This is a genomic window from Sphingobium rhizovicinum (assembly GCF_042647625.1).
GTDB classification, from domain to species: domain Bacteria; phylum Pseudomonadota; class Alphaproteobacteria; order Sphingomonadales; family Sphingomonadaceae; genus Sphingobium; species Sphingobium rhizovicinum.
The window spans coordinates 1169766-1195611 of sequence record NZ_JBHRVU010000005.1; the positions used below are offsets into that span (position 1 = coordinate 1169766).

Below are 25846 nucleotides of genomic sequence, written 5' to 3' on the forward strand. Positions count from 1 at the left end.
TTCTCCTGGCTGTCATGGCAGCGCGCCATCCGCCTCAATTACGGGATATGCCTGCGCCAGATCGCGGCGCGAGATCATCGGCTGCGTTCCGCTTAACTGCCGCGATAGGTCGAATAAGCGAAGGGCGAGGCCAGCAAAGGAACATGATAATGTCCTTCATCCGCGATGCCGAAGTCGATGGGCACGGCGTCCAGAAAGGGGGGATCGGGAAGAGCCGCTCCCTGCATCCGGAAATAGTCAGCGACCTTGAATACAAGGCGATAACGGCCTTTTTCAAGCGTGAGTTCACGCAGGCCAGGACAGCGTCCATCGGCGTCCGTCACCCCATCAAACAATTTCACCTGATCCTGCCACAAGGACAGCGCCATGCCAGCAGCCGGACGACCATGCATCATGTCCAGAACATGTGTGGAAAGCGTCATGCGGCCTGCCCCTGATCAAGATTCCATGTCGATGTGAATTCAGGCTCCGCATAACCGAGATAGTCCGAAACGATGCTCGCCCGATCATCGAGGAAAAGCTGGTCGGCGATGCCCTGCACCAACCGGGGCAGCGCGTGCTTGAGCCCCGAAATGGCCGAAGCGGAAAGACCGAAATTTATGAGACCCGAATAGTTGAACGCGAACAGGCCGTGCAGCGCGCTTGCATCCTCCTCCGTTCGCGGCAGCAGTTCGAACCCGGATCCCAGATAGGGATGCGCATCGAGAAGGGGATCCCTCTCCAGGGTTCCAGCGAAGCGTTCCTCCCAACGCGCGATCCGGTGGGCGACAAGGCGCAATTCGGGACGCAGCGAAGGATCGGTGACAAGCCCTGTGGAAAGGATCAGGAAGTCATATGCCTCCGTGCCCTGAGGCGTCGTGACAGCGATGCCATCGTCCTGCTCCATCACCGAAAGCCATGGCGAGCCAAGGTGCAGCCGAAATCCGGGATGGCTCGCAGCGCGGGAAAATGTGTCGTTCGTCGGCGGCTGGTTCCGCTCGAAGAAGCTTTTCATCATCACATATTTGACGTCGTCCGGCAGCGCGGGGAAACGAGGGATGATCCCTTTCGCTTCCATGAACCTGATCGGATTGACACTCGGCAGTTCCTTCCGCCGCACGAACACATGAACTTCCGCCACACCCTCGCTTAAGGCGTGCTGCGCATTGTCGAAGGCGGAAGCGCCGCCGCCCAAAATGGCGATGCGCTTACCCCGGAGCGCCGCGAAATCGATGGCCGCTGACGTATGCGCATAGCGGTCGCGCGGCACATCGCTGACGATCGCCGGGACCTGCCATTGACCACCCCCCTGGATGCCGGTCGCCAGGACGACCTTGCGCGTCAGCACGTCGCCGCCATCCGCGAGTTTCAGCCGAAAAATGCCCGGTTCCACAGGGTCCACCAGCACGACCTTGCTGTCGTTGCGAACGGGAAGGCCAAGGATGCGGCGATACCAACGGAGATAAGCCATCCACTCTCGGCGCGGAATCTTGTCGATTTCCTCCCAGCCTGCCGGGCCATGGATCGCTTCCCAATACGCTCGGAAGGTGAGCGAAGGGATACCATAGTCGATAGAGGTGAGATGCTTGGGCGTCCGCAGGGTCATCATTCGGGCATAGGTTTCCCACGGCCCTTCGTAGCCAGCGGGATTTTCGTCCAGCACCAGAATGTTAGACAGCCGTTCCCTCATCAGGCCAAAAGCGGCGCCGAGGCCGCTTTGCCCTGCGCCGACGATGACCACGTCGTACACATGCTGATTGTCGCGGACCTGCGGACTGGTACAACTCGTGCCGCCGATGCCCAGGCATTCAAGGTCATGCGCGATCCGCGCTTCATGCTGCGCCAATGTCACTTCAGATCCTCCAGACGCAGCCGGACGATCTCACCGATCTGTGCGAGCGCCGTCCCCATCTCGATTTCCCGATCATTGGCAAGGCGTGACTCCATGGCCGCCAGAATGGCCGCCTTGTTGGTCAGGCGGACACAGATGATGAAGGGAAAGCCGAACTTCGCCGAATAATCCCGGTTCAAACTATGGAACCGCGCAAATTCGTCAGAGGTCAGCCGGTCGAGTCCCGCCGATGCCTGTTCAGCAGTGGACGCCTCCGTCAGCGTTCCATCGATTGCTGCCTTGCCGGCCAGTTCCGGGTGCGCGCGGATCAGTCCAAGCTGCTCTTCAGACGTTGCGTCGCGAACGACCTGCATCAGACCTTGGTGCAGGTCGGCCAACGGCAAGCGCTCCGCCGCGCGCTCCACCACCCAGGGCGAGTGCTCGAACAAGCCGCCGTAACGGGCAACGAAATCCTGTTTTTCAGACATGGGGGTGCATCTCCAGCCAGTGACGCGCGATGTCGATGCGGCGGGCGATCCAGACATCGCGATGCGCAAGGACATGATCCAGGAAGCGCGCGACGGCGGCGGCACGGCCCGGCCTGCCGGCGATCCGGCCGTGCAGCCCAATCGACATCATCCGTCCTCCTTCGGCTCGCAGATAGTCGAAACTGTCCCGCAGGTAGCGGTAGAATTGCTCGCCTTCCGTAAAGCCGTTGAGCGCGACCATCTTCATGTCGTTGGTTTCGAGCGAATATGGAACGATCAGCTGGGGACTTCCGAACCTATTGTCCCAATAAGGCAGATCGTCCGCGTAGGAGTCAGCGTCATAGACGAACCCCCCTTCTTCAACCACCAACCGGGCAGTATTGGGTGATGTGCGTCCCTGATACCAACCCTGCGGACGTTCACCCGTCAAGCGCCGGTGAATGTCGATCGCGCGACTGATATGCTCTCGCTCGACATCTTCCGGGACATATTGATAATCGATCCAGCGATAGCCGTGACTGGCTATCTCCCACTCCGTCTCAAGCATGGCATCGACTGCCCCAGGGTTCATCTCCAGTGCGGCCGCCACGCCAAAAACCGTGGCCGGCACCTGCCTTTCGCGGAACAGACGGTGCAGGCGCCAAAATCCGGCTCGGCTGCCATATTCATAGAGGCTTTCCATCGCCATTGACCGGGCAGGGTGACTGGCAGCGCCCACCATGTCCGACAGAAATGCTTCGGAACCTTTGTCACCATGGAGGATGCTATTTTCCGCGCCTTCCTCATAATTGACAACGAACTGGACCGCGATTCGGGCTCCGTGCGGCCAGCAGGGGTCCGGCGGCGTCGGACCATAGCCGATCAATTCCCGCACCGCGCTCATGCCTCGTTCCAAGCCGACAATGCGGCTTCAACGGCGAGGCCGGGCTGACACCCATAGCCTTCGGCGCGCAAAACCGCCTCCAAGGCGCCAAGGGTGATGAGGATCTTATGCTTGCGGGCATTGTAGCCCATCGCACCAAAGCGCCAGACTTTGCCCGCGAGGGGACCAAAGGCGGTGCCGATTTCGATCTCGAAATCCTCTCGCATCCGCTGTCGGACGCGTTCGCCCTCAATCCCTTGAGGAATATAAGCTGCGGTTACATTGGTCATTCGGAATCGGTCGTCGCCGAACAGCGCAAGCCCGAGCGCGCGCAGGCCTGCAGACATCGCCCTCCCCGCTGCCCGATGGCGGCTAAACCGCGCCGCCAATCCTTCCTCCAGCATGATGCGCGCACATTCGCGGGCGCCGTAAAGCATGGTGGTGGCTTCGGTATGGTGGTTCAGCCGCTTTTCCGACCAATAATCCATGATCATGCCGAGATCGAAATAGTTGGATCCGATGATCATCCCGTCCACGTCGTCGAGGCTGCCGGTCCGCAGGCCGAGTTCGATATGCTTGCGCCGGTTGATGAGTGCGGCTGCGCGGTCGGAGATGGTGATGGGCGCCGATCCGGACGAGCCGCCCAGACACTTCTGCAACCCGCCCGTGACGATGTCCGCGCCCCATGCATCCGCGGCGATTTCCATGCCCCCGATAGTCGCCGTCGCGTCGACGTAAAGCAGCGCATCGGCGTCACGGCAAAGCGCGCCGATGCCATCCATCGGCTGCGCCATCGTCGTGGACGTGTCGCCATGGATCGTCGCCAAGACCTTTGGTTGACTCCGTTCGATCGCCTGTTTGATGGCGTCGAGCGGGACGACTTCGCCCCATGGCGCGTCGACGGTTTCGATCCTCGCGCCAATGCGGCCGAGTATTTCCTTGAGCAGCAGGCCAAAGCGACCGAAGTTCACGACCAGTACGGTGTCACCTGGGGTGACGATCGAGACAAGGGCTGCTTCGATCCCCGCTCGCGCCGTTCCGTCGACCAGCAAGGTCCATCGGTTGTCCGTCCCGAAGATGGGCCGATACAGCGCCATCACCTCGTTCATATAGCGGGTCATCTCCGGATCGAACTGGCCCAGCAGATCGGCCGACATCGCACGCAAGACGCGGGGATGGGCATTGATCGGGCCGGGTCCCATCAAAAGACGCTGAGGCGGATCGATCTCGCCGAAATGATCAGGCACTGTGCAATTCCCCAAGATTTTCGATGAAGCGAAGCAGGACGCGCTGCGCGATTTCCGTATCGGCCGATGTCACGCTCTCGGACGGGTTGTGGCTGACGCCGCCCCGGCATCGGATGAACAGCATGGCAGTCGGACAGAGGGACGAGAGGATCATGGCATCATGCCCCGCGCCCGACATCAGCTGCATGGGCTTCCCCCCTTCCGCCGCGATGGCGCCATCCATCAGTTCGATCAGTTCCGCAGCGCAGGGGCTGGCGGGCAGATCGTGAAGGAGCGTGTGGGCAATTTCCACATGTCGGCTCGCCGCGACGCTTTGGAAGCGGTCGATGATCGCCTCGGCAAGAATGGCGCACGCCGCGTCGCTGGCGGCACGAACGTCCAGACTGAACGTCACAGATCCGGGAACCACATTGGGCGCGCCCGGCGAAACGGACAAGGTGCCCACGGTCGCCACATGATTTTCACCGGCGGCGCAGGCAAGTTCCTCCGCGGCGACCATCATCGTTGCCGCGGCGGCGAGTGGGTCGCGCCTCAAGGCCATGCTGTTGGTCCCGGCATGGCCCGCCTGTCCCGTCACGGTAAGCGAAAAGCGCTTTTGCGCAGCGATGCCCGTGACAGTACCCACGGCCAGCCCGTGCGATTCCAGCACAGGCCCCTGCTCGATATGGGCTTCGACGTAGGCCAGCGCCGGGCCGTGACGCGCCTGCTCCAGATGCAGACCCCCGCCGCTTTCGGCGCCGATCGCCTTCCGATATGCGGCCATCGCCTCTTCAAGAGTGACGCCTGCGGCGTCCATCATTTCGGCATCAATCGCGCCCAGCGTTCCCGCAACGGCACGGCTTGTCACCATCGCCACGGGAAAGCGCGATCCCTCCTCATCGCCGAAAGCATATATTTCGATGGGAAAGGGCATAAGCCTGCCCTGCCGATGGAGTTCGGCCACGCATTCTATGCCCAGCACAATCCCCAGGGGGCCGTCATAGCGCCCGGCGTCCCGCACGCTGTCAAGATGGCTGCCGATGATGAGCGGCGGACCATCCGCCGCGCCTGCGTAACGCCCGATGAGGTTCCCGACCGCATCGACATGGGTCTGCAAGCCGGCCTCTGTCATCCAGGTGGCGACCTGCGCCTGGGCTGCGATATAGGCGGGAGAGAGGTAGCTGCGGAACAGGCCATCCGGCATGTCGCTAAACGCGCCCACGCCCAATATGTCGCAGCGATGAACCGCGCGGCTGCTGCTCACCATGCCGCTACCGCTCCATCGGAGCGCGGATCGGTGGCGCCTTCGAGCATCGCATCGGGATGACGCACGATCGCTCCGGCATGTCCCATCGTCGATGTCAGGGCGGAAAGCAGCTCGACGTCATGGCCAGCGGCGCGCAGCTTATCGACCAGTTCCGGCGAGAAACGGCTCTCCAGCTTCAATGTCATGCTCGTCTCGCCCCAGGTGCGGCCCAAAAGCCAGCGCGGCCGACTGACAGCCTCCTGCAAAGGTACGCCGAACCGGGCATATCGACTGAAAATCGCTGCCTGAGTCTGCGGCTGTCCTTCGCCGCCCATGGTGCCATAGCCCATGACACGGCCATCCTCGAAGCGCGCCAGCGCCGGGTTTAGCGTGTGGAAGGGTTTTCTGCCCGGCTTCAGGGCGTTCCACCCGTCCGCCGTTAGCCGGAAGCTGGAGCCGCGATTCTGCCATGTGATGCCGGTTTCCGGCAGGACGAGGCCCGATCCGAACTCGAAATAGGTCGACTGGATGCAGCTCACGACCTGACCGCGCATATCGGCAGCACCGAACCAGGTCGTGTCGCCAAGCGCCGACGGCCAGGGCCAAGGCATGGCTCTGGCGGGGTCGATAGCGGCAGCGAGGGCATCCAGCCTGTCCGGATCGTCAAGCAGATCCTGCGGCGACATCTCCATATAGGCGGGATCGCCCACATGCGCATCCCGGATCAGGAACGCCTGCTTCGTCGCCTCGACCAGCCCATGAAGATGGCCAAAGGTCTCCGCTGCTCCCACGTCCAGCCTGTCGAACAGGGCCAGGATCAAAAGGGAGGCCAGGCCCTGCGTCGGTGGCGCCGTGTTGAAGAGGGTGGCGCCGTTCACGCGAACGGACAGGGGCGCGGGTTCCGACGCCCGATGCCGCGCCAGATCTTCTGCCGTCAAGGGGCTGCCCAAGTCGGCCAGATCACCCACGATGGCGCGGGCAAGACGCCCGGAATAGAAATCCTGAAAGCCATTTTCAGCCAGCGTCTTGAGCGTTTGCGCGAGCGCGGGCTGCTTCAAACGGTCATTTTCCTGCAACGGACGGCCCGAAACGGTGAAGACGTCCCGATAGGCGCCGCGCTGGGCAACGAGTTCCGCGTGCTTGGACTGGCCCACTTCCGCCCCCCCGCGCGTGACGGCCACGCCCTCTTCGGCCAGTTCGATGGCGTCACGGAGCAGCCGGGTAAGGGTGAGCGTTCCGGCATCCCCGGCCAAAGCCTGTTGCCAACCCGAAATTGTGCCCGCCACCGTGTTGGCGGCCAGCGGTCCGCGCCACGGAATTTCGGTCAAATTGCCGTAGAAAGAGAGGTTAGCCTTCCCCGCTGCCGCGCCGCAGGCATCGACCGCGTGGACATGCCCGTCTGGATCGTGAATCAACCAGAAGCCATCCCCTCCAATCCCGGTCATATGCGGATAGACCACCGCGAGCGCCGCAGCCATCGCTACACAGGCTTCAACGGCGGTGCCCCCATCCTTGAGGATGTCGAGTCCGGCTTGCGAAGCCAGATGGTGCGGCGCGGTGGTGACACCGCGATAGCCGCGAAGCGAATGCTGCATGATGGTTCCGATTCTGCCTTTTTGGGCGCTTGCTGAGGCAAGTCTGTGACGAAAACCGCGTTCGATAAAGTGCAACTTTTCGGCCAATGCGATGCCGAAATTAGAGCGCAAAGAGCGGGTAGAGCGCTTCCCGTGGCGCAACGAAAAAAAGTGGCCAAAGCTGACGCCTGGCCACCATGTTTTCGCTAGCTATGATTATTGCTATCCGGTCAGTCCCATTTCCCTCAGCGCCTTTCTGTAGGCGACCGACGAACGATCTGCCGCGAAATGCGCCTCATCCTCCATGTCGAGGGGCAGATCTTCGGGGCACTGCGCTTCCACTATTGCCTGATCCTCGGCAAAGATTTGCGCGTTGAAGGCATAAACATCATCCAGGGAACCCGTCTTGTCGAAATTCCTTACGAGCGGCACGTACAGGATCGTTTCCCTGGCTGAGACAGGTGTCGCGATGTTCATAATCCGCAGAACGCCGTCATCCGGGAAATCAACTTTCAAAAAAGCAATGAAGGGGGGGTGCACGTCGAAGGTCCGGTGCCAGATAAAACCTTCGGGTTCGAGATGGTGCAGCGCCTTTGGGAAATTGCTGACGTCCGACACATAGATGCTACGGAAACCGAAATCGGTCGACTTTGTTTGATATAGCGGAACGACACTGTTTTCGCGGTCGGCGAAGGCTTCATGGTGAATCCATGCAAAATGGGCAACGTCGATGAAGCCCTCCACCTGTCTTCCGGGGGCAGCGTTCATTCCCACTGGCGGGCATAGTATCGTCTGGAAGGCCGGATCGCTCCACTCCGGGAATTCAGGGATCACCGGTTCGGGCGACTGAGCGTCAAGGCACGTCCACACCAGCCCATAACGTTCGACAGAGGGCAAGATGGTCGCCCGAAAACGATCGGACGGAACGACGTTGGGCTGCGCGGGAATACGAACGCAGCGCCCGTCGCTGGCGAAGCGCAAACCATGGTAGGGACAGACGATTTCATCTTCTTCGACCCAGCCCATGCTGAGCGGCGCCCCCCGGTGCGGGCACAGGTCACGCGCGACGTTGATCCCGTCCGTGGTCCGGTAGATCACGAGTTTGACGTCAAGCAGCCTGGCGGCCAACGGCTTGTCGCCAATATCCTCCGCGCGGGCGACCGGGAACCAGAATTTGGCGAGAATTTCCCAGTCGCCATCCGCGTAGGAACAATTTCGCGGGCGGCTCAGGCGGTTGTGACATGCCGGAGATGCCTTTGCGGGCGCATCGTCCGGCGGGTCCAGCAAGGACGCGGCCGAGTTCACGCCGCCGCTCCACGGAAATTGATCCGGAAGGCGTTGCCATCGGGATCCCGCAACACCGACTGAAACCAGCCATAATAGGTGGCGAACGGCTCTTTGACGATTGTGCCGCCCAGTTCCCGAGCCTTGCCGGTCAGATCGCGCACTTCCTGTTCATTATCGACGTCGAATGTCTGGAAAGCCCGGTCGCCCTGCCCTTCCAGCGGAATGAGGCCAAGCAGTTCATAGGCGCCCGGACCGCTGAAGCCCAGCGATGTGCCGCCCGCCACGAAACCGCGAAAAATGGGAGAGCGACTTGCCACGATCTCCTCCAGCCCGAAAAGCGTGCCGTAGAAGTCCGCCAAGCGATCGATGTCGTTGGTGAAGATGTTGGTATAGGCCAAAGCAGCCATGTTAAAATCCCTCTTTACGCTGCCAGACCGTAGGTCTTGCGATACATTTCGGCGATGTGCCCGCCGACCGTCGTTTCTTCAAAGTCCGGCTTCCCGCTCTTGGGCAGGCAAGTTGGGGCGCAGCCGACCTTGTAGAAATAGTTCGGATCGAAAAAGGTCGGCACCGAAAACCTGTCGCGGCCGGAATGATTGTTCAGGACGCGGTGCATGTTGGCGTGATAAAGTCCGTTAGTCAGAACACGCACCATCTCGCCCAGATTTATGACGAAAGTTCCCGGTATCGGCGGCGCGGCGATCCACTCACCCGCCGCATTCTCGACCTCGAGGCCGCCGACACTGTCCTGCAACAGAATCGTGATCATGCCCCAATCGGTATGGGCGCCGGCACCGATCTGATTGAAGGCAGCGTCTGCAGGCTGCGGGCCATACCGCAGCAGCCGGCTGTTGAAGAGCGGCTCTTTCAAAGCCTCGACGAAATAATCGTCCGGCAGATCGAGAGACAGGGCGATAAGGCCCATTAAATGGCGGCCGACCCGGAACATCTCGCCAACATAGGTCTCGTACCGGCTGCGGAAGCCTTCCGGCTGGTCCGGCCACTGGTTGGCACCACAGTTGGGAACCCCGTCACGCACGTAAGGATGATCGTCGTCCAGGTCGCAGCCGATCAGGAAACCTTCCTTGAGATCGGGAGGCGATCCGTCATCCAGCGTCTGGAGACCGGGAACCTCATAACCGCGCGTGCAGGTCGAATTTTTGGCATCAACCTTCTGCTTTTCCACGAGCGGAAGCGCGAAGAACTCCCTGGCAAGCTCCAGCTGACCGTCCATCATCGCCTGCGGCACGCCATGGTTGCTGATGTAGAAGAAGCCGGTGTCGCGTGCCGTTTTGTGAATTTCCCAGGCAACAGCCTTCCTGGCTTCCATATCGTCGGAAAAACTCGGACCCAGATCGATCACCGGAATGGTTTCGGCTGGTTTTGGCGGGGTATAGACAATCATGATCGCTTATCCTGAAGAGAACCAAATTCAGACGGTTTCCATGTCCTTGAACTTGGGCGTATCGTTCATCTGGTTCATCTTCATCTCCAGATGTTCGAGCGAAGTCGTTTTCCCATATTTGGGCGCGCTTTTCACGGCGCAGCTTGGGATGCACTCGATAATCGCGTCGTAATTGGGCTGGTGGAAGAACACCAGGGACTGACGCCGGCTGCCGACAGCCTTGTCGCGCGGTGGATTGATCACACGATGCATGGTCGACACCCATTCGTCGTTCGTCCACTGCGCCATCAGGTCGCCCAGATTGATGATGAACGCGCCCGGTACTATCGGCACCGCCTCCCACCGGCCATCCGGAGTCTGCACCTCAAGACCGCCGGGCTTGTCTTCCGCCTTGAGAATGGTGAGACCGCCATAGTCCGTATGCGCACCGGCACGGAGTTGTCCCTCTTCGGGTGCCTCGGGCTGGTCAGGATAGTTGGTGACGACCATGTTGGTGATGTGCTTGTCGATCTTGTCGGCAAACCAATCGGCCGGCAAGTCCAACGCCCTTGCGCACAATTCCATCAGCAACTCGGCCAGCTTTTCCATCTCGTGGTAATAATCGACGATGCCGTGCCTGAATTCGGGCACGTCGGCGTCCGGCCAGATATTGTCGTGGAAGATGCGCTGCGCCGTCGGAGACGTGAAATATGGATCCTCCGCGTCGAGGTCGAAGCGCCCGATATTATAATATTCCCGATGATCAGGCTTCGCTTCCTGCCCGATCGTGCTTGCCAGATTCCCCGTCTCCATACCGAAATAGCCGCGATAGATTTCAGGATCGGGCGAACGATATTTCGTTTTTGCAGCCAGAGACAGGTCGAAGAAACGGCGCGTCGTGTCCGAGGCACGCTCGATGATCTCGGCAGACACGCCATGGCCGGACACAACCAGAAACCCGATGCTCCGCGCTGCGGCGCCAACTTCCCGGGCTACCGCCTGCTTTTCCTCTTCCGTGCCCGTCCGCGCTTTGGTCAGGTCGATGATCGGAACTATGCTACCGTCGAACTTCATTTTATCCTCCTCAGGCACCGGCTGCCACGGCCGGCACGGAATCGTTTGGAACTGAGTCTTCTGCGTCCGCGCTGGCGCCACCGGCGCGGAGAAAAGCATTGAGTGCGATCGCAGTGATGATCCCCAGAAGCACGCCGCTATGGGTGAAGGGGGCCAAAATTTCGGGCGCCGCCGCAAAGAAGCGGGGATTGAATGTGGGGATCAAGCCGACACCAAGGCTGATGCCCACCACCAGCAGGTCTTCGCGCGATCGGTCCAGCCGCGCCGCCGACAGCGAGCGGATGCCGGATGCCGCAACCATGCCGAACAGCACCAGGGCAGCGCCGCCAAGCACGCTGGGCGGGATTGCCGCCACCAGCGCGGAAAGCTTGGGGAACAGCGCGAGCAAGAGCATGATGGCCGCCGCACCTGCACAGACGAACCGGCTGCGAACGCCCGTCATGCTCACCAGCGCGATATTCTGCGCATAAGATGTGTAAGGAACGCTGTTGAACAGCCCGCCGATCACCGCGCCCGCGCAGTCGGCGCGAAGGCCCCGCGCCAGGTCGCGAGGCGTAGTCGGACGCTCCACCACATCGCCCAGCATGGTGAGCATTCCACTCGATTCCACCAGTGTGACCAGGATGACGATCACCATGGATGCGATTGCCGCCGGATCAAACACGGGCAGGCCGAAATGAAATGGGGTGACGAGCTGCAAGGCCGGCGCCGCCTTCACGTCGGCGACATCAACCATGCCGAGAAGGGCCGCAAGGACATAGCCGGACGACATGCCGATCAGGATCGCACAGTTGGCGAAAAAGCCAACCCCAAAGCGGGTCACCAGCAAAATGGTCGCGATCGTCGCCGCTGCGAGCATCAGGTTGGTGGGCGAACCGTAATCCGGCGCGCCTCGACCGCCGGCCGCCCAATCCAGCGCCACGCCGACAAGCGACAGGCCGATCAGCAGCATCGCCGTGCCTGTGACCGTCGGCGTCAGGATGGAGCGCATCCGCCCGACCATCGGCACAAGTGGCAAGACAATGAGGCCGGCGGCGATCGCCGCGCCATAGACTGCGGTAAGTCCGAGCCCCGGTTGGCTGGCGATGGCGATGGCGGGCATAACGCCGACAAAGGTAACACCCATGATGACGGGCAGGCGGATACCGATGGGGCCGACCCCAAGACACTGGAGCAAGGTAACCAGTCCACATGCGAACAGGTCCGCGCTGACCAGATAAGCCGCATGTTCGGGAGAAAGCTTCAATGCAGAAGCAACCAGCAAGGGGACCGTGATCGCGCCGGCATACATGGTGAGCACATGTTGCAGGGCCAAGGCTCCCAGCGCCCCGATTGGCGGGACGCTGTCTACCGGGTGCATATCGGAGGGTTTAGAATTCATATTTCATAGAACCGATGATCTGACGCGGCGGAATGTACATATCGCTGGTCGTGAAGCTACCGAAGGGATTCGAGTAGCGCGAGGCGACGCCCGCCTTGTCAAAGATGTTCGAGACGGTGAGGCCGATCGTCCAGTTCGTATCCCGCGGCGTGAACGCGAAATTCGCATTCACCTGGGTGTAACTCGGCACCACGTCGCGAGCGCCGTCATTGAAGATGCGATACTGGAATTTCCCGCGATAGATCAGTTCCCCATGGGATTTGAGCGTTCCGAGCGACCCAAGCTCCAGCCTATGGGTGACGCCCACCGCCCCTTGCCACTTGGGCAATTTCGGCGGTTTGTTCCCATTCGTGTTGCGCGTCTGGGTCGCGCGCAGGGCAATGGTGTAGGCATCGAAGGGGCCATAGCCTAGCGCAGCGGCAGCCAGCGTCGCGGCATGTGCCCGCGAGGGATCCAGCGTGATGTAATCCCCGACCAGTTCGCCATTCAGATAAGTGACGTTGCCATCGAATTTGAGGTTGTCGGTTGCCTCCACCGTAGCTTCAGCCTCGGCACCCCATATCCGGGTTTTGGGAACGTTGGAAACCCCGCCCTGATAGGCGATCGGATCCTCCATCTGATATTGGAGATCCTTATAGTCGTAGAAGAAGGCAGCGCCATTGAGGGTGATCCGGTCGCCGGCAAAGCGGTTCTTGGTTCCAAATTCATAGGACCAGACATATTCCGGCTGATAGGTCAGCGGGACGAGCAGCGGCGTGCTGTTATTGCTGACGCCTCCGGGCTTATACCCGCGGGACACGCTGGCATAGACCATGTTGCGCGAGGTCAATTCGAAATCGACCTCCGCTTTGCCGGTCAGAGCATCTTCCTTGGTCTTGGCGTAGACGGTCGGCCCAAAAATGTCGAAAAGCGTGCTGTTGCTGCTCTTGAAATCGTCATGGCTGAAGCGCAGGCCCAAGGTCGCACTGATGCGGTCTGCCAGCTTGTACTTGGCCTGGGCGAACGCCGCATAGCTGTAGCGCTTCTGACGCGAGTTGAGCGCATAGTCCAGATTATAGGGATAGTTCGCGAAAGTGAGCGGCAATGTGAGATTATAGGTCGGGTTTGCGTCAGTCCCCCGATATTCCAGAATATCCTGACCAAGCTTCTGATAAAGGAAATAAGTGCCGAGGATGTAGTTGAGCGGCCCATTCCCGTTCGACGTCAGGTTGAATTCCTGACTGATCGCGTCGACACTGTTGTTCCAATAGGGCTGCGCATCATAGGCACCCGTATTTGCATGATGCAGCCGATCGACGTCGATCTGATTATGGTTGCGCGTCGTCTGATAGGACGTGAGCGATTTGAGTGTCGCGAACCCCATATCATAGCGCAGGTCGGCATAGGTGAGGAAGAAGTCGAGCTTATATTCGTTAGGATAATCCTGCGAGATCCGGCGCGGATCGAGATCGGGATCGTCGACATTTTTCTGGGCTGCGCCATGTTCATCCGCGTTGAAATATTGCGCCGTCAGTTGAGCGGAGAAGCGCTCCGTCGGCGTCCACAGAAGCGAAAGCTTGGTTGAAATCCGGTCGGCATCGTCCAGGCCATAGCGTCCATAGCTCGGTCCCAGACCGGTCTGACGCGCAAAACCCTCATGATAATAGCGCTGAACAGTGCCGCGAACCGCCAGCGTGTCAGTCAGCGGCACATTGAGCGTGGCAGTCCCACGCACCAAATCATAATTGCCCAGTTCCAACTGAGTCGATCCACTCAACGCGTCCAGACTTGGCTTCGCGGCGATCGCATTGATGATCCCGCCCGTCGCGCTCTGACCGAACACCGTCCCCTGCGGTCCGCGGAGCACTTCCACCCGCTGCAAATCAAGAAAGTCCTGCTGCAAGGCATAAGGGCTGACGATATAGACGCCGTCAATGTGGAAAGAAGTGCCCGGTTGCGCGCTCAGATTGTCGGATGCTTCATAGCCGACCCCCCGAATTGATACGACGCGGACAAAGCCGCCGCTGTTCGCAATGGTCAGCCCCGGAACGAACCCGTTCATGTCGATCAACTGCGTGATGTTGGACTGGGCCAGCGCATCTGCGGTGATCGCGGTGATGGCGATGGGCGCCCGCTGCACAGTCGTTTCCTGCTTTTCGCCCGTGACGACAATGTCGCTCTCGGCAAAATTGCTATCCGCCGAGGCCGGCACGGCGTCGACGGCCTCTGTTGCACCTGCAGCATGAGCCGAGACACTCGCACAAAAGGCGAACGGAAGCATGGCACTGGCAAGAAATGCAGATTTTCCCCTTAGTTTATTCACTTCTATACCCCTTTTTTGGAGGGCGACCTGAATCGCTCAGTTTTCCCGCCCTCCCCTTTTTTTCGCTCTTGCACATCATCTGTCATTGAACTGCGATCTGATCCATCGCAGAATACAGCAAGCACTGTTCTAAAAATGTAGACACCGGGGAATGACCATGCTTTTTGGCCGTGCCGCCATTTATTTCGATGAAGTTGCAAAGCGCGGAGCGCTTCGTCGCGCTGCCGATGTGCTGCACATCGCACCATCCGCCGTCGATCGCCAAATCATCCTGCTGGAGGAGGAATTGGGAACCAAATTGTTCGAACGAACCGCCACGGGCATGAGGATGACCGCAGCAGGGGAGCTTCTGATCGATGGTGTGCGCAGGTGGCGGCGAGATCTTGTGCGGATTCGTTCCGAGATCGACAATCTGGTCGGGCTGCGCCGCGGTCATGTCACCATCGGCATGGTAGAAGGTGCAAGCGAGTTCGTGGCTTCAGCTGTCGCCCACTTTCAAGAACGATATCCCGCCATAAGGTTCCGCATGGACGTATTCGGCGCCCAAGGCGTGATCGATCAGGTGTTGCGAGGCGATATCGACGTGGGTGTTACCTTCAACCCGCCGGACAACCCTTCAATCCGGCTCGATCGGACTATGATCTACCGCCTTGGGTTTCTGGTCCAGCCCGGCCATCCGCTCGCGCAGAGGAAAGACGTTTCGCTGGCCGAGTGCGCGACCTATCCACTCGTCATCCCCGGAGAGAATCTTTCGCTTCGCCGGGTGCTGGATACCGCCTGGGCGAAGCATGTCGGCGGCGTGCCCCGGGCGGTTGCCGAAGTTAACAGCATTGGTGTGATCAAGGCGTTGGCGCGGCGCGGTGTTGGGATCGGATGCCTCACCGCCTTGGACGCCATCAGTGAAATTGAGGCTGGAACCCTCATATTCCTTCCGGTGTCGGACGAGCGCGTTGACCTTTCCACTTTATCCATCGTCAGTGCAGCAGGCCGCACTCTCTCGGTCCCCGCATCCTTGATGATCCAGCATCTTGCCTACATGATGGAAGATCACGGAGTCCCTGTCGTTTAAATTCGAGATGACGAGCATCTCCAGGACAATAATCACCGCGCAGCGTCGAGCTGCATTGCAGAGTCGATTCAAGATCGGTAAGCGCGCGCTTTTTGCCAAAGGCTGCTATGTCGAACGATCGGAAAATCCAGTTTCGCGAGATGTCGTATGATCAGTTTCTCGCTCATGTCGAAACAATTGCGCATCAGGTCGAAGAGGACAGCTGGAAACCGGATTACATCGTCGGAATAGGGCGCGGAGGTCTCGTGCCTGGCACATATCTTTCGCATCGGCTCGAAATCCCATTGCTGTCGATCGACCACAGTTCCAAGGTTCATGTATTTTCCGATGCGCTGCTGGTTCACCTGGCCTCCTGCACCCAGCGTGGCGAGCGCTTCCTTTTTATCGATGACATCAACGACAGCGGAAAAACTCTGGCTCGGTTTCGATCGCTGATAGAGGAGCATGACGGAGAGCTCTCCAACTTTCGCTTCTCCGTGCTTATCAACAATGTCAGTTCGCGGGCCACGGTCCATTACGCATCTGAAACAATCGACCGGCAGAGCGACAAGAGCTGGTTCATATTCCCTTGGGGTTCCGTCGCGTCCCGAGCCGCTCAAGAATGGGATGCGCGGGAAGATCCTGAGCGACTTGGTTTAACAAAGTGAAGTCTCCTCAGATGACAGATATACTTCCGCATACCTAATGTTAGCTGCCAAAGTCGGCGACCATGACGGCTGTACGCCGACACACATCGTGCCATAATTGAGTACCACTGGTCGGCGAGACTCAGGCCAGCGCCTCATTTCCGTCCTTTGGGCGATCTTGGAAAAAGAGACGGTGAGGCTATCGCTGCCGTCGGGCAACTGCTTGACGTCGGTGACGGTGTCGACGGCCAGCCCGGAGAGGCGCAGTCGGAGTCATAGGCCAGCTAGAACGGCGTGGGTCGCTCAGAGCGACCGGTTCGGCGCCGCAGAAGTCGAGCAGCGTGATCTGCACCCCCCACTGACTGGCCCAGAGACTATGAAAGTCTGGACCAGAGTGAGCCTGCCCCAATCGCGGCGAGCCGCTAACCCCTTCAGCAGATGCCCCAAGGAATTGATTGCTGCTACGCGAGATCAAGCAGACAGAGTTCCAGGTTGAAGAAACTGAAGGACGCTTTCCGCATGGCGCGCAACGGAATCCTCAGTCATCATCGCCTTTTGGCCTGCTAAGTCGGCCTCTTTCGTCAGCATCGGGGGAACCTGCACCATGCCGACCAGCGAATAGAGCATGGAGTGAACCGGCATCTGGTGAATAACGCCCGCTCTCATCATATCTTCCAGCCAAGGCACGACCACAAGATGATGCTTGATTACGAATTCCTGAACCGTCGATGGACGGCATCACGGACGAACAGATTGCGAGCGCCAATTTGAACGCCGAAGATCATCGGCTGAAGCTCACCCTGGAACTGTCCCGGCAGCTCATCGGCACGCCGCGTCACCTCTCCCAGCATCCCGGCGGCTTTGTGCTGACCCAGGACCGTCTCGATGATCTCGTGCCGATCGAACCGGCGCGGATGGAGGATCGCCAAATCATAGAATGGGATAAAGATGATATCGATGCGTTGAAATTCATGAAGGTCGACGTGCTGGGCCTTGGCATGCTGGGCTGCATGAACCGAGCGTTCAATCTGCTCGAAGAGCATAAGGGCATCCGTGTCGGCATGGCCGACCTCCAGGACGATGATCCGGCCGTCTATGCCATGATCCAGCGTGCCGACACGCTTGGCGTCTTCCAGATCGAGAGCCGGGCGCAGATGTCGATGCTGCCGCGGATCAAGCCGAAGGAATTTTACGACCTCGTGATCGAGGTCGCGATCGTGCGGCCCGGTCCCATTCAGGGCGACATGGTTCATCCCTATCTGCGCCGCCGCGAGGGCAAGGAGACGCCCGAATATCCCAAGCCGGAGCTGGAAGCCGTGCTCAAGAAGACGCTCGGCGTCCCGCTCTTCCAGGAACAGGCGATGAAGGTCGCAATCGTCGGCGCAGGCTTTACCCCGGCTGAGGCCGATCAGCTGCGCCGCGCCATGGCGACATTCAAGCTGACGGGCGGGGTCAGCCATTTCTACGACAAGCTGGTGAACGGGATGATCGCGCGGGGCTACCCCAAGGATTTTGCCGAGCGCACCTTCAAGCAGATCGAGGGGTTCGGCAGCTATGGCTTTCCCGAGAGCCACGCGGCGAGCTTTGCCAAGATCGCCTACGCCTCCTGCTGGATGAAGCATCATCATCCCGACGTCTTCTGCGCCGCGCTGCTGAACGCTCAGCCCATGGGCTTCTATGCGCCCGCCTAGATCGTGCGGGATGCGCGCAATCATGGCGTCGAGGTGCGTCCGGTCTCGATCAACCACAGCCATTGGGATTGCACGCTCGAACCGGCGCTCGGTCGATACAAGGCGGTGCGTTTGGGGTTCCGTCAGGTACGCGGGCTTGCCAACCTTCACGGCGCTGCGATCGTCGGCGCGCGCGGCCCCGCGCCGTTCGAAAGCGTCGAGGAGGTCTGGCGCCGCGCCGGCGTGCCGTGCGCCGCGATCGAGCGGCTGACCGAGGCCGACGCCTTCTCCTGTATCGCACAGGACCGGCGACAGGGGCTATGGAAGGTCAAGGGCCTCGGCGAAGCGCCCCTTCCCCTCTTCGCCGCCGCAGATGCGCGCGAGGGAAAATTCTCACCCGAAGGCGAAGAGGCGTTGGTCACGCTCCAGCCGATGACGCAAGGGCGGGAGGTGGTGGAGGATTACCGCTCACTTCAGCTCTCGCTCCGCAACCATCCGCTGAGCTTCCTCCGCCCAGAGCTCGACGCCATGCGGATCGTGCGCTGCGCCGATCTCAAGTCGATCCGCGACGGCCGCAATGTGGAAGTGGCCGGCGTCATCCTGGTCCGCCAGCGCCCTGGCTCGGCAAAGGGCGTGCTGTTCGTCACGATCGAGGACGAGACCGGGGTCGCGCAGGGCATCCTCTGGCCGGACCGGTTCGAAATCTACCGCCGGCAGGTCATGTCCGCGTCGATGATCGCGATGCGCGGACGGCTGCAGAAGGAGGGCGAGGTTATCCATGTCATCTGCGATCGAATCATCGATCATGACGAGATGCTCCGCTCGGTGGGGAGAATGGACTTCAGTGTCGCCCCTGGCCGGGGTGATGGTGCAAGTCATGGCGGGGGTCCCGATCCGCGAGACCCCGCCTTCCCAAGCGGCCGGACACTTGGCTCACTGCTCTATCGCGCCGCGCACGCGACAGCTGACGATATCCTACCCATTCGCAGCCATGATTTTCGTTAGATCGCGCTTCGCGCTATGCATCCACGGCTTTGGCTCCAGAATCTATGCCGTAGCAACCCGCGCCAGCACAATAGGCGGTCTGGCGCTCATAATCGGGAGCACACAATGAACCAAATTTCACCTGTGCTTCGTGCGCTTCTGCCGCTACTCAGCAGGAGGGCAAAGTTCGTGAATAAGAATTATGTTAAATTACCGCTAACCAAACCAATCCGCGTGATGACTGTATGGATCCGCTACTCGAACCGACAGCAAACACTGCGCAAGAATCCAAGCGAGATCGTGCTCGCCACCGGATAGATCGACGCATTCGCATTGGTCAATGTTTCCACAACAGACGGTCATCATCAGGATTTTCGGGCGATTTTGTCAAAATCTAGCTCTCGCAGATTGCAAGCAGCGTCTTCTTGAGCAGCGTCTTGGTATGGCTGGTGATCGGCGATGCCGCATCGGCGCCCGCCGCCAGTTCTTCAGCCAGCGCGAGATCCTTTTCGCCAATGCCGGCTTGGCCGGCGAAGAAGGCACGCCGGGCTGCATCCCCCGGATTATTGCGGAAGTCGACGAAACCGGCCATCGGCGGGGTGAGATTGCCGTTGCGCTTCATCACGGTCAGCAGCTTGTCCATCGGCACGCCCGACGCCTCCGCTACATTGGCAACCTCTATACCCAACATGATGCCGCACCAGGAAACGAGGTTGTTGCAGATCTTGAGGGCCATTGCCGACCCGAGCGGACCGATATGCATCGTGTTCGTCGAAAAGGCGTTGAGCACCACCTGGACGCTGGCGGCGACGGATTCCTCGCCACCGGTCATGCAGAAGACGAAGGGACCGTCCTTAGTCATTTCGGTCCGTGTAACCGGAGCATCGATGACGTCGATACCTTGGGGAGCAGTGCGCTCGGCGATATGCTCCGCGGTCTTCGGCTTGATCGTGCTGTGGATAAGCAGGATCGCTCCCCGCTTCATCGCGGGCAGCAGTGCATCGACGCATTCCAGTACCTGTGTGTCGTCCCGCACGCAGATGCCGACAACGTCGGCATCCACGCCAACCTCCGCCATGGAAGCGGCGAGCCTCGCACGGCCTTCGAATTTCGCCAGTGCATCGGGAAACACGTCGTAGACGGTAAGGTCTAGCGGCAGTTTGGCAAGTTCCCGCGCCTGATCGCCGCCCATGCTGCCGAGGCCGATGAAACCGATTTTCCTGATAGTATCTGTCATGAAATATCCTTCAGGCCTTCTCCAAGTTCGCGAATGAGGTAATCACTCCAAACGCCCTTAGTAAATCCCAAACGGGGCCTGCACGAATGCCAAACCATTGCGGGAGCGCCAAAGCCGGTCGCTCCGGGCCTAGCTTTTCGGTCCGAAACGAAAAGTCGCGCCGATGCCCCACGTGAAGGGATCGCCGATATAATCGATCGCCGTGCCCAGTGTCGGCAACTGATCGGCGAAGGCACGAGTTACATATTTCTTTCCGCCGATATTGCGGCCGAAGATCGACAGCTCAAGATTGGGATCTTCGATCTGCAAAGCAATACGCCCGCTCAAAAGCCCATATTCCGGTATGCTATTGATCCGGTTGGCGATTGCAATCGCATCACGATAAGCTTGCGCGCGCCGCGGATCGGCGGTGAACAGACCGAAATTCTGTTTGCCAATATAGGCGTAGTTTGCATAGATCGATAGTTCGCCAAATGGGGTCGGCACCTTCTGCGTGGCCGATATGCCGAATTGCTTCTTGGGCATTTGCGGCAGAGCCTCGTCGCTGCGATCGACCGAACAGCGGACCGAACCTGCGGCGGTGCCGGCGACGCAATCCGACACGTTGGCACCGGGGACGGGAACGAACTGCTGCTGTTCGACGAAAGTGCCGGAGACATATTTGCCGTCGAGCAGGGCGAGATTGCCGGAGAGCAGCATCCCTTCCCAGGGAACGGCGCTTATTTCAAGTTCGCCGCCATAGACGCGCGCATCGCCCGAGTTGCGGAGGAATTGCGTGGTTGCACAGGCAAGCGCGCCCGGTGGGGTGATGCAGTCGGAAGCATTGCGCTGAACGTCCGACTGCCAAGAATGGAAGGCGGCGGCATTGATGCGCAACCGATTATCCAATGTGCTGAACTTGACACCGAGTTCAACGTCCCTGACCTTCTCAGGCTTGAACGGCGGTGTCGCAGCCGAACCATTGCGCATATTGAAGCCGCCGGCCTTGGACGCGGCGCTCGTCTTCACATAAGCAAAAAGGCTCTCGGTGATTTCCATATCGACACCCGCCGTCCAGGCGGGGTAATTATATCTGACCGAACGTGGCAGGCTGCAGGGCGCAACAAAACCAGGATTCGAGACCAGCTCGGCCCCGCAGGTGTTGGCGGCAAGGTTCGTTCTGTTCAGCAGAACAACCTCTCGCTTATCCCATGTCCAGCGGACGCCGCCGGTAAGGCGGATCTTGTCGGTCAGACGGTAATAGCCCTGGCTGAACAGGCCGACCGAGACATTCTTCACTGTGCCGTAATTCAGGCCGAAACCGAAATTGGGTGCGGGGGCAGCGGGCGCAAACGACCCGAAGGTCTGCGATACAGACGATTCACGACCGCTTTCCGTCGAATAGTAGCCGCCCAGAATATAGCTGAAACGGTCGCCCAATTCCCCGGAGAACTGAAGTTCCTGCGAATATTGATCGGATTTGTAGGCGCTTTCGGCCGCCAGAATCTGGGCAGGAGTGCCATCGAGTTCGTTCAGGCCGATGGCGTTGCTGTAGCGATAGGCGGAGATGGATTTCACCGTGACGGAACCGATTTCGCCATCGATCGTGAGATTGCCGCCGTAGGCTTCCAGCCTGTTTTAGGCGTTTCGGCCGCCTGCGGTCAGAAAACCGTAATTGGATCCGACTGGCGGATTGGTGCTGAACGGAATGCCATAGGCATCGTACCAATGGGCCTTGCTGTGCAGATAGGGCGCAAGGGGCGTTGCCGCGTTGATCGCGCCGATCGCCGCGCTGGCGCCCGGGTTGACCGCTGCAAGGCCGGCGAACTGGCCATGATCCTTGATGATGTTATAATCGCCGCTGAGCGTGGCCGACCAGTTGCTGCCGGCGGGCGCCCAACGCAATTTGGCGCGGGCATAATGGCTGTTGCGGTCCTTGAGTTCGCTGTTCGAGGTCAAATTCCGAGCATAGCCGTCGTGATCCACGAAATCATAGACGAAACGCGCCGCCAGCTCATCGCCTATTAACGGCACGTTGAGAACAGCGTCGACATTTCGATAATCATATATGCCGCCCTGAATGCGGAACTGCCCTTCGAAATCGCCTGTAGGATTGGCCGTGACGATGTTGAGCGCGCCGCCGGTGGTGTTGCGACCGAACAATGTGCCCTGAGGGCCACGCAGAACCTCGACCCGCTGCAGGTCGATGAGATCGGCCGAACCCTGCGAGGGACGCGGAATATAAACGCCGTCGACATAGGTTGCGACGGAAGGATCATTGGCGACGCCCGGATTCAACGCCGGCATGCCGCGGATGGAGATATAGACGAAGCCCGAACCGCCCGGGGCGCCGGTCGCGATCGATAAGCTCGGCGCGGTGCGCTGCAGGCCCGCTACGTCGCCGACCTGCGCCTGTTTGATCATTTCGGTCGACAGTGCGGTGACGGCGACTGGCGTGGTCTGGATATTCTCTTCGGTCCGCCTGGCGGTGACCACAATGTCCTCGATTCCCACAGGTCCGGTCTGGTCCGCCGCCATTGTCGGCACGCTGGCCGCGAAAACCGACAAGCTCGCCAATGCGGTCGTCTGGAACCATTTACCTGAAGCCATTTTATCCCCTCCCTGAGCGTTGAATTCGGGCAGGATGTTTTTTCACCTCATGCCCATGCGACAGAGCGCTAACATCAGGAACGGGCGCGGAGAACCGGCTTGAGCGCCATGTCGCGCCGGCGATCAAACTAATGTCCTCTTCGCGATGCTTTGGAGATTTTCCGACCAGTCGGCCATGAACGCAATGACGGTTTCGCGATGGGATGTCCGGTTTGCGCGATATGATTGAGCATCGACCTACCATGGCTGAGCCGCCATAATATCGCTTATAGAAGCGGCTAGCGGCCCGCATGGGAATGGGATGGACAATGACAATGTCGGGTGTGGCGCAATCCATGATTCAGCCGACTGGTGCCATCCTCCCGTGCCAGCCGCTCACAACGGCCTATTTCCGTGTTGAGAACAGCGTCATCGCAAACGGCATTCGTGCCGATATCCGGCATTTTGCCTGGGATCGTAGCTGTGACGCCATCTTTGAGCCGAACAGTCACTATCTCGACTATTCGCTTGGCCCACGTGCACGCGGCTCACGCCTGCTCCCCAACGGTCGTCGCCACGCGCCGCCCTTTGGTGAGGTGTCCTACCTGCCTAATGGAAGCCAATTTGCAACGCGCTGCGAGCCCAGCGAATATCGCATATTCTGTTTGACCTTCGAAGATCACGCAGCGGATCACCTCTTCCAGAATGATGCGCCGCCTTGGTCATTGCCCCCCTGTTTCGACGTGAAGGAGCCATGGATCCTGCACGGCTTGGCCCGCCTTGCCCAGGAAGTAAGCGATCCCGGCTTCGCGCCAGCCATCATGGTCGAGACCATTGCGCTGTCGATGGTCATCGACCTGTGTCGCCATCTTCAAATCCCCTGCAAATCCGATGCCGGACCCGATTCCCGCATGACGGACTGGTGGCTGCGCCGTCTTCAGGAGCGGATCGAGGCGGGGCTGGCGGGACCATTGTCGATCGTCGACCTGGCGAACGACTGCGGCGTCAGTTCCCGGCATCTGATGCGGACCTTCAAGAATACGGTCGGCAAGACGCTCGGCAGTTACATCGCCGATGCCCGGATTGAGCGGGCCAAACGGGAACTGGTGCAGGACGACGCCCTCATCAAGATCATCGCGGGGAATTGCGGCTTCCAGAGCGTCGCAGCCTTCAGTGCCGCCTTCCGGAAGGCGACCGGCCTCAGCCCCCGGGGGTTCCGGCAGGAGATGCTGCGCGGGTAGATGGCGCCGGAGCGAGTGCCCGACGCCATCGGACACCCGCTCCAGAACCAGGTTTCAGGCGTTCACACCCGATGTCGCGGCGCGACAGGATCGCCGACCCTGTTCAGCCCCATTGCAGGTGGAGATCCGGCACATGCAGGATATTCCCCACATAATAGGGCACCTGGAAGCCGTCCTTGATCCGGAATTCCGGTATGGCCTTGACGAATTCCTCGACCGCAATCTGGAGTTCCAGCCGCGCCAGATGCATTCCCAGGCATTTGTGAATGCCGCTGCCCAGCGACATGTGCGGCGCCTTGCGATCGAAACGGATGGCCTGGGGATCCTCGTAGAATGCCGGATCGCGGCCCACCACGGGGGAACTGAACGCCACATAATCCCCGGGCATGATCGTCTGGCCCTGAATCTCGATGACCTTGGTCGCGATGCGGAAGGCGGTGACCGGGGCGAAGGCGCGCAGGAATTCTTCGACCGCCAGGACGATCAGCGACGGGTTGGCGCGCAGTTCATTCTGCTTGTCCGGATGAGCCGCCAGATAGTTGAAGATGTTGCCGAGCAGGGAGGTGACCGTGTCGAGGCCGCCGATATAGAGATTGAAGCAATGGCCTAACACCTCGTCCTCATTCCACAAACGGCCATCAACCTCGAAGGTCAGCACCTTGCTGATATAGTCGTCGCGCGGCTGCTGGCGGCGCGCCTCGATCTCTTCGAGCAGATAGTCCTTCACGCAGCGCACGGCGTTGCCGCGCACTTGCCAGTCGTTGGAATGGAGCATTTCCTTTTCCCATTTCAGGAATTGCGTCATTCTTTCCTGCGGCAGGCCGAGCAGATCGAGGACGATGAAGATCGGGAATTTTTCCGAAAACTCATCGATGAAGTCGCACTGTCCGCGATCCTTGAAGGCGTTGATCAAGGCCTGCGCCCGCTCGCGCACCTGTTCCTTCATCGCGAACATCTTCTGCGGCGCGAAATGACTGTCCAGCGCCTTGCGATAGCCGGTGTGGACCGGCGGGTCGGCCTCGGTCGGAATGACCAGCCAGTTCTCGCCGATATTCTGGGCCCATTTGCCCATGCCGTTCTTGGTGAAATTGTCGGCGTCGCGCAGCATCGCCTGGACATCCTCGGCATTTTTGAGCAGCCAGCCGGGCTGATCGCCCGGGAAGATGTTGGTGACATAGGTGATCGGCGGCAGATCCGCGTGCATCGCGGGGATCAGCACTTCCTGCGGGTTATCATAGATCACCGTCCGCGAAAAGAGCGGCAGCGCCATCGCCAGTTCGGGCGGCACATGATCCGGCAGGGGCTTTTGTGCGATTTGGGTCATCATAGTCTCCGAAGCAAAAAGAGATAAATTCCACCCTTGCCAAACACAGGTGCGATCATGGCCGTCCGTCCGAGACTGGCGACCATGCGGACGATCCGCAATGACAGGAGGCGATGCACATGAGCGAGGCAGACATACTGGATCTGGAACAGGCGATCCGGGACAATTACCGGCTGTGGAACGAAGGGAAGCGCGACGAGCTCGACCGACTTTTCCGGATCCTGGGGCCTGAAGGCTTCACGATCGAATATGTCGGCTCGCCCGCCATGGACGGCGACGCCGCGATGGCCGACATGTGGGCGGAATATGGCGGCAAATGCACGACCGACCCGCTGGAGGTGATCGTCAACGGATCCGATGGCGCGGCCTATGTGGCCAATCGCCTGCAGACCCCGGACGGCATCGTGACCCTGCCGAGCCTGGAAACCTACAAGGTCGCCGACGGCAGGCTGACGATCCGCTATTTTCATCGGACCGCCCACTAATCCTCCAA

The 25846-nt window shown here is 60.0% G+C and carries 22 protein-coding genes and 1 pseudogene; 5 read left to right on the forward strand and 18 right to left on the reverse strand.

Annotation, left to right across the window (positions count from 1 at the left end; genetic code table 11):
* Positions 1–92: 92 nt before the first annotated feature.
* The 13 genes from uraH to ACFOKF_RS24230 all read right to left on the reverse strand — a co-directional run bounded on the left by uraH (position 93) and on the right by ACFOKF_RS24230 (position 14523).
* Positions 93–422, reverse strand: a complete 330-nt coding sequence (gene uraH, locus ACFOKF_RS24170) for a hydroxyisourate hydrolase (protein WP_037484953.1) — start codon at positions 420–422, stop codon at positions 93–95.
* Complete coding sequence (locus ACFOKF_RS24175; protein WP_037484955.1) at positions 419–1831, reverse strand: NAD(P)-binding domain-containing protein; 1413 nt, start codon at positions 1829–1831, stop codon at positions 419–421. The genes uraH and ACFOKF_RS24175 overlap by 4 nt, the downstream gene beginning before the upstream one ends.
* The gene (uraD, locus tag ACFOKF_RS24180) at positions 1828–2298 is read right to left on the reverse strand and encodes a 2-oxo-4-hydroxy-4-carboxy-5-ureidoimidazoline decarboxylase (RefSeq protein ID WP_037484957.1); all 471 of its coding nucleotides are present in this window, start codon (positions 2296–2298) and stop codon (positions 1828–1830) included. The genes ACFOKF_RS24175 and uraD overlap by 4 nt, the downstream gene beginning before the upstream one ends.
* Entirely contained in the window at positions 2291–3181 is an 891-nt protein-coding gene (gene puuE / locus ACFOKF_RS24185) for an allantoinase PuuE (protein WP_037484959.1), read from the reverse strand. The genes uraD and puuE overlap by 8 nt, the downstream gene beginning before the upstream one ends.
* Complete coding sequence (locus ACFOKF_RS24190; protein WP_099231950.1) at positions 3178–4362, reverse strand: pyridoxal-phosphate-dependent aminotransferase family protein; 1185 nt, start codon at positions 4360–4362, stop codon at positions 3178–3180. The genes puuE and ACFOKF_RS24190 overlap by 4 nt, the downstream gene beginning before the upstream one ends.
* Before the next feature lie 37 nt (positions 4363–4399).
* Positions 4400–5653: an allantoate amidohydrolase gene (locus tag ACFOKF_RS24195; RefSeq protein WP_037484963.1), complete on the reverse strand. Its 1254-nt coding sequence runs from the start codon at positions 5651–5653 to the stop codon at positions 4400–4402.
* Positions 5647–7227: a gamma-glutamyltransferase family protein gene (locus tag ACFOKF_RS24200; RefSeq protein WP_099231945.1), complete on the reverse strand. Its 1581-nt coding sequence runs from the start codon at positions 7225–7227 to the stop codon at positions 5647–5649. Before ACFOKF_RS24200 ends, ACFOKF_RS24195 begins: the two co-directional genes overlap by 7 nt.
* A gap of 201 nt (positions 7228–7428) precedes the next feature.
* Positions 7429–8511: an aromatic ring-hydroxylating oxygenase subunit alpha gene (locus tag ACFOKF_RS24205; RefSeq protein ID WP_257211507.1), complete on the reverse strand. Its 1083-nt coding sequence runs from the start codon at positions 8509–8511 to the stop codon at positions 7429–7431.
* A complete protein-coding gene (locus tag ACFOKF_RS24210; protein ID WP_037484967.1) occupies positions 8508–8900 on the reverse strand; it encodes a VOC family protein in 393 nt (130 codons plus the stop codon). The genes ACFOKF_RS24205 and ACFOKF_RS24210 overlap by 4 nt, the downstream gene beginning before the upstream one ends.
* Before the next feature lie 14 nt (positions 8901–8914).
* On the reverse strand, positions 8915–9898 hold the full coding sequence (locus ACFOKF_RS24215) for an isopenicillin N synthase family dioxygenase (RefSeq protein WP_037484970.1): 984 nt from the start codon (positions 9896–9898) through the stop codon (positions 8915–8917).
* Positions 9899–9925: 27 nt separating this feature from the next.
* Positions 9926–10951 carry an isopenicillin N synthase family dioxygenase gene (locus tag ACFOKF_RS24220; protein WP_037484971.1) on the reverse strand — a complete coding sequence of 342 codons (1026 nt, stop codon included), beginning with the start codon at positions 10949–10951 and terminating at the stop codon, positions 9926–9928.
* A gap of 10 nt (positions 10952–10961) precedes the next feature.
* Positions 10962–12332 (reverse strand): nucleobase:cation symporter-2 family protein, encoded by a 1371-nt coding sequence (locus tag ACFOKF_RS24225; RefSeq protein ID WP_380799144.1) that lies wholly within the window; start codon positions 12330–12332, stop codon positions 10962–10964.
* Positions 12322–14523 carry a TonB-dependent receptor gene (locus ACFOKF_RS24230; RefSeq protein ID WP_051585542.1) on the reverse strand — a complete coding sequence of 734 codons (2202 nt, stop codon included), beginning with the start codon at positions 14521–14523 and terminating at the stop codon, positions 12322–12324. The genes ACFOKF_RS24225 and ACFOKF_RS24230 overlap by 11 nt, the downstream gene beginning before the upstream one ends.
* A gap of 262 nt (positions 14524–14785) precedes the next feature.
* Between ACFOKF_RS24230 and ACFOKF_RS24235 the strand changes: the two genes are divergently transcribed.
* Together ACFOKF_RS24235 and ACFOKF_RS24240 are read left to right on the forward strand one after the other, a co-directional pair.
* Complete coding sequence (locus tag ACFOKF_RS24235; protein ID WP_223308132.1) at positions 14786–15703, forward strand: LysR family transcriptional regulator; 918 nt, start codon at positions 14786–14788, stop codon at positions 15701–15703.
* A gap of 107 nt (positions 15704–15810) precedes the next feature.
* Positions 15811–16350, forward strand: a complete 540-nt coding sequence (locus tag ACFOKF_RS24240) for a phosphoribosyltransferase (protein WP_099231943.1) — start codon at positions 15811–15813, stop codon at positions 16348–16350.
* A 450-nt stretch (positions 16351–16800) separates the two neighbouring features.
* Here ACFOKF_RS24240 and ACFOKF_RS24245 read toward each other — a convergent pair whose 3' ends face one another.
* A complete protein-coding gene (locus ACFOKF_RS24245; protein WP_180275675.1) occupies positions 16801–17022 on the reverse strand; it encodes a hypothetical protein in 222 nt (73 codons plus the stop codon).
* 32 nt (positions 17023–17054) lie between these two features.
* Here ACFOKF_RS24245 and ACFOKF_RS24250 point away from each other — a divergent pair.
* A pseudogene (locus ACFOKF_RS24250) lies at positions 17055–19004 on the forward strand (helix-hairpin-helix domain-containing protein); the annotation flags it as partial.
* Positions 19005–19377: 373 nt separating this feature from the next.
* Here the strand turns inward: ACFOKF_RS24250 and ACFOKF_RS24255 are convergent.
* From ACFOKF_RS24255 to ACFOKF_RS24265, 3 genes are all read right to left on the reverse strand, one after another.
* Positions 19378–20220: an NAD(P)-dependent oxidoreductase gene (locus ACFOKF_RS24255; RefSeq protein WP_099231941.1), complete on the reverse strand. Its 843-nt coding sequence runs from the start codon at positions 20218–20220 to the stop codon at positions 19378–19380.
* Between the two features lie 129 nt (positions 20221–20349).
* Positions 20350–21777, reverse strand: a complete 1428-nt coding sequence (locus ACFOKF_RS24260) for a TonB-dependent receptor domain-containing protein (RefSeq protein ID WP_380799145.1) — start codon at positions 21775–21777, stop codon at positions 20350–20352.
* Positions 21778–21837: 60 nt separating this feature from the next.
* Positions 21838–22809, reverse strand: a complete 972-nt coding sequence (locus tag ACFOKF_RS24265) for a TonB-dependent receptor (RefSeq protein WP_380799146.1) — start codon at positions 22807–22809, stop codon at positions 21838–21840.
* 314 nt (positions 22810–23123) lie between these two features.
* Here ACFOKF_RS24265 and ACFOKF_RS24270 point away from each other — a divergent pair, with 314 nt between their 5' ends.
* Complete coding sequence (locus tag ACFOKF_RS24270) at positions 23124–24029, forward strand: helix-turn-helix domain-containing protein (RefSeq protein WP_380799148.1); 906 nt, start codon at positions 23124–23126, stop codon at positions 24027–24029.
* Positions 24030–24132: 103 nt separating this feature from the next.
* On the opposite strand, the gene ACFOKF_RS24275 is transcribed toward ACFOKF_RS24270, so the two are convergent.
* On the reverse strand, positions 24133–25356 hold the full coding sequence (locus tag ACFOKF_RS24275) for a cytochrome P450 (RefSeq protein WP_380799149.1): 1224 nt from the start codon (positions 25354–25356) through the stop codon (positions 24133–24135).
* A gap of 116 nt (positions 25357–25472) precedes the next feature.
* On the opposite strand from ACFOKF_RS24275, the gene ACFOKF_RS24280 reads away from it, so the two are divergent.
* Entirely contained in the window at positions 25473–25838 is a 366-nt protein-coding gene (locus ACFOKF_RS24280) for a hypothetical protein (protein ID WP_380799150.1), read from the forward strand.
* Positions 25839–25846 lie beyond the last annotated feature (8 nt).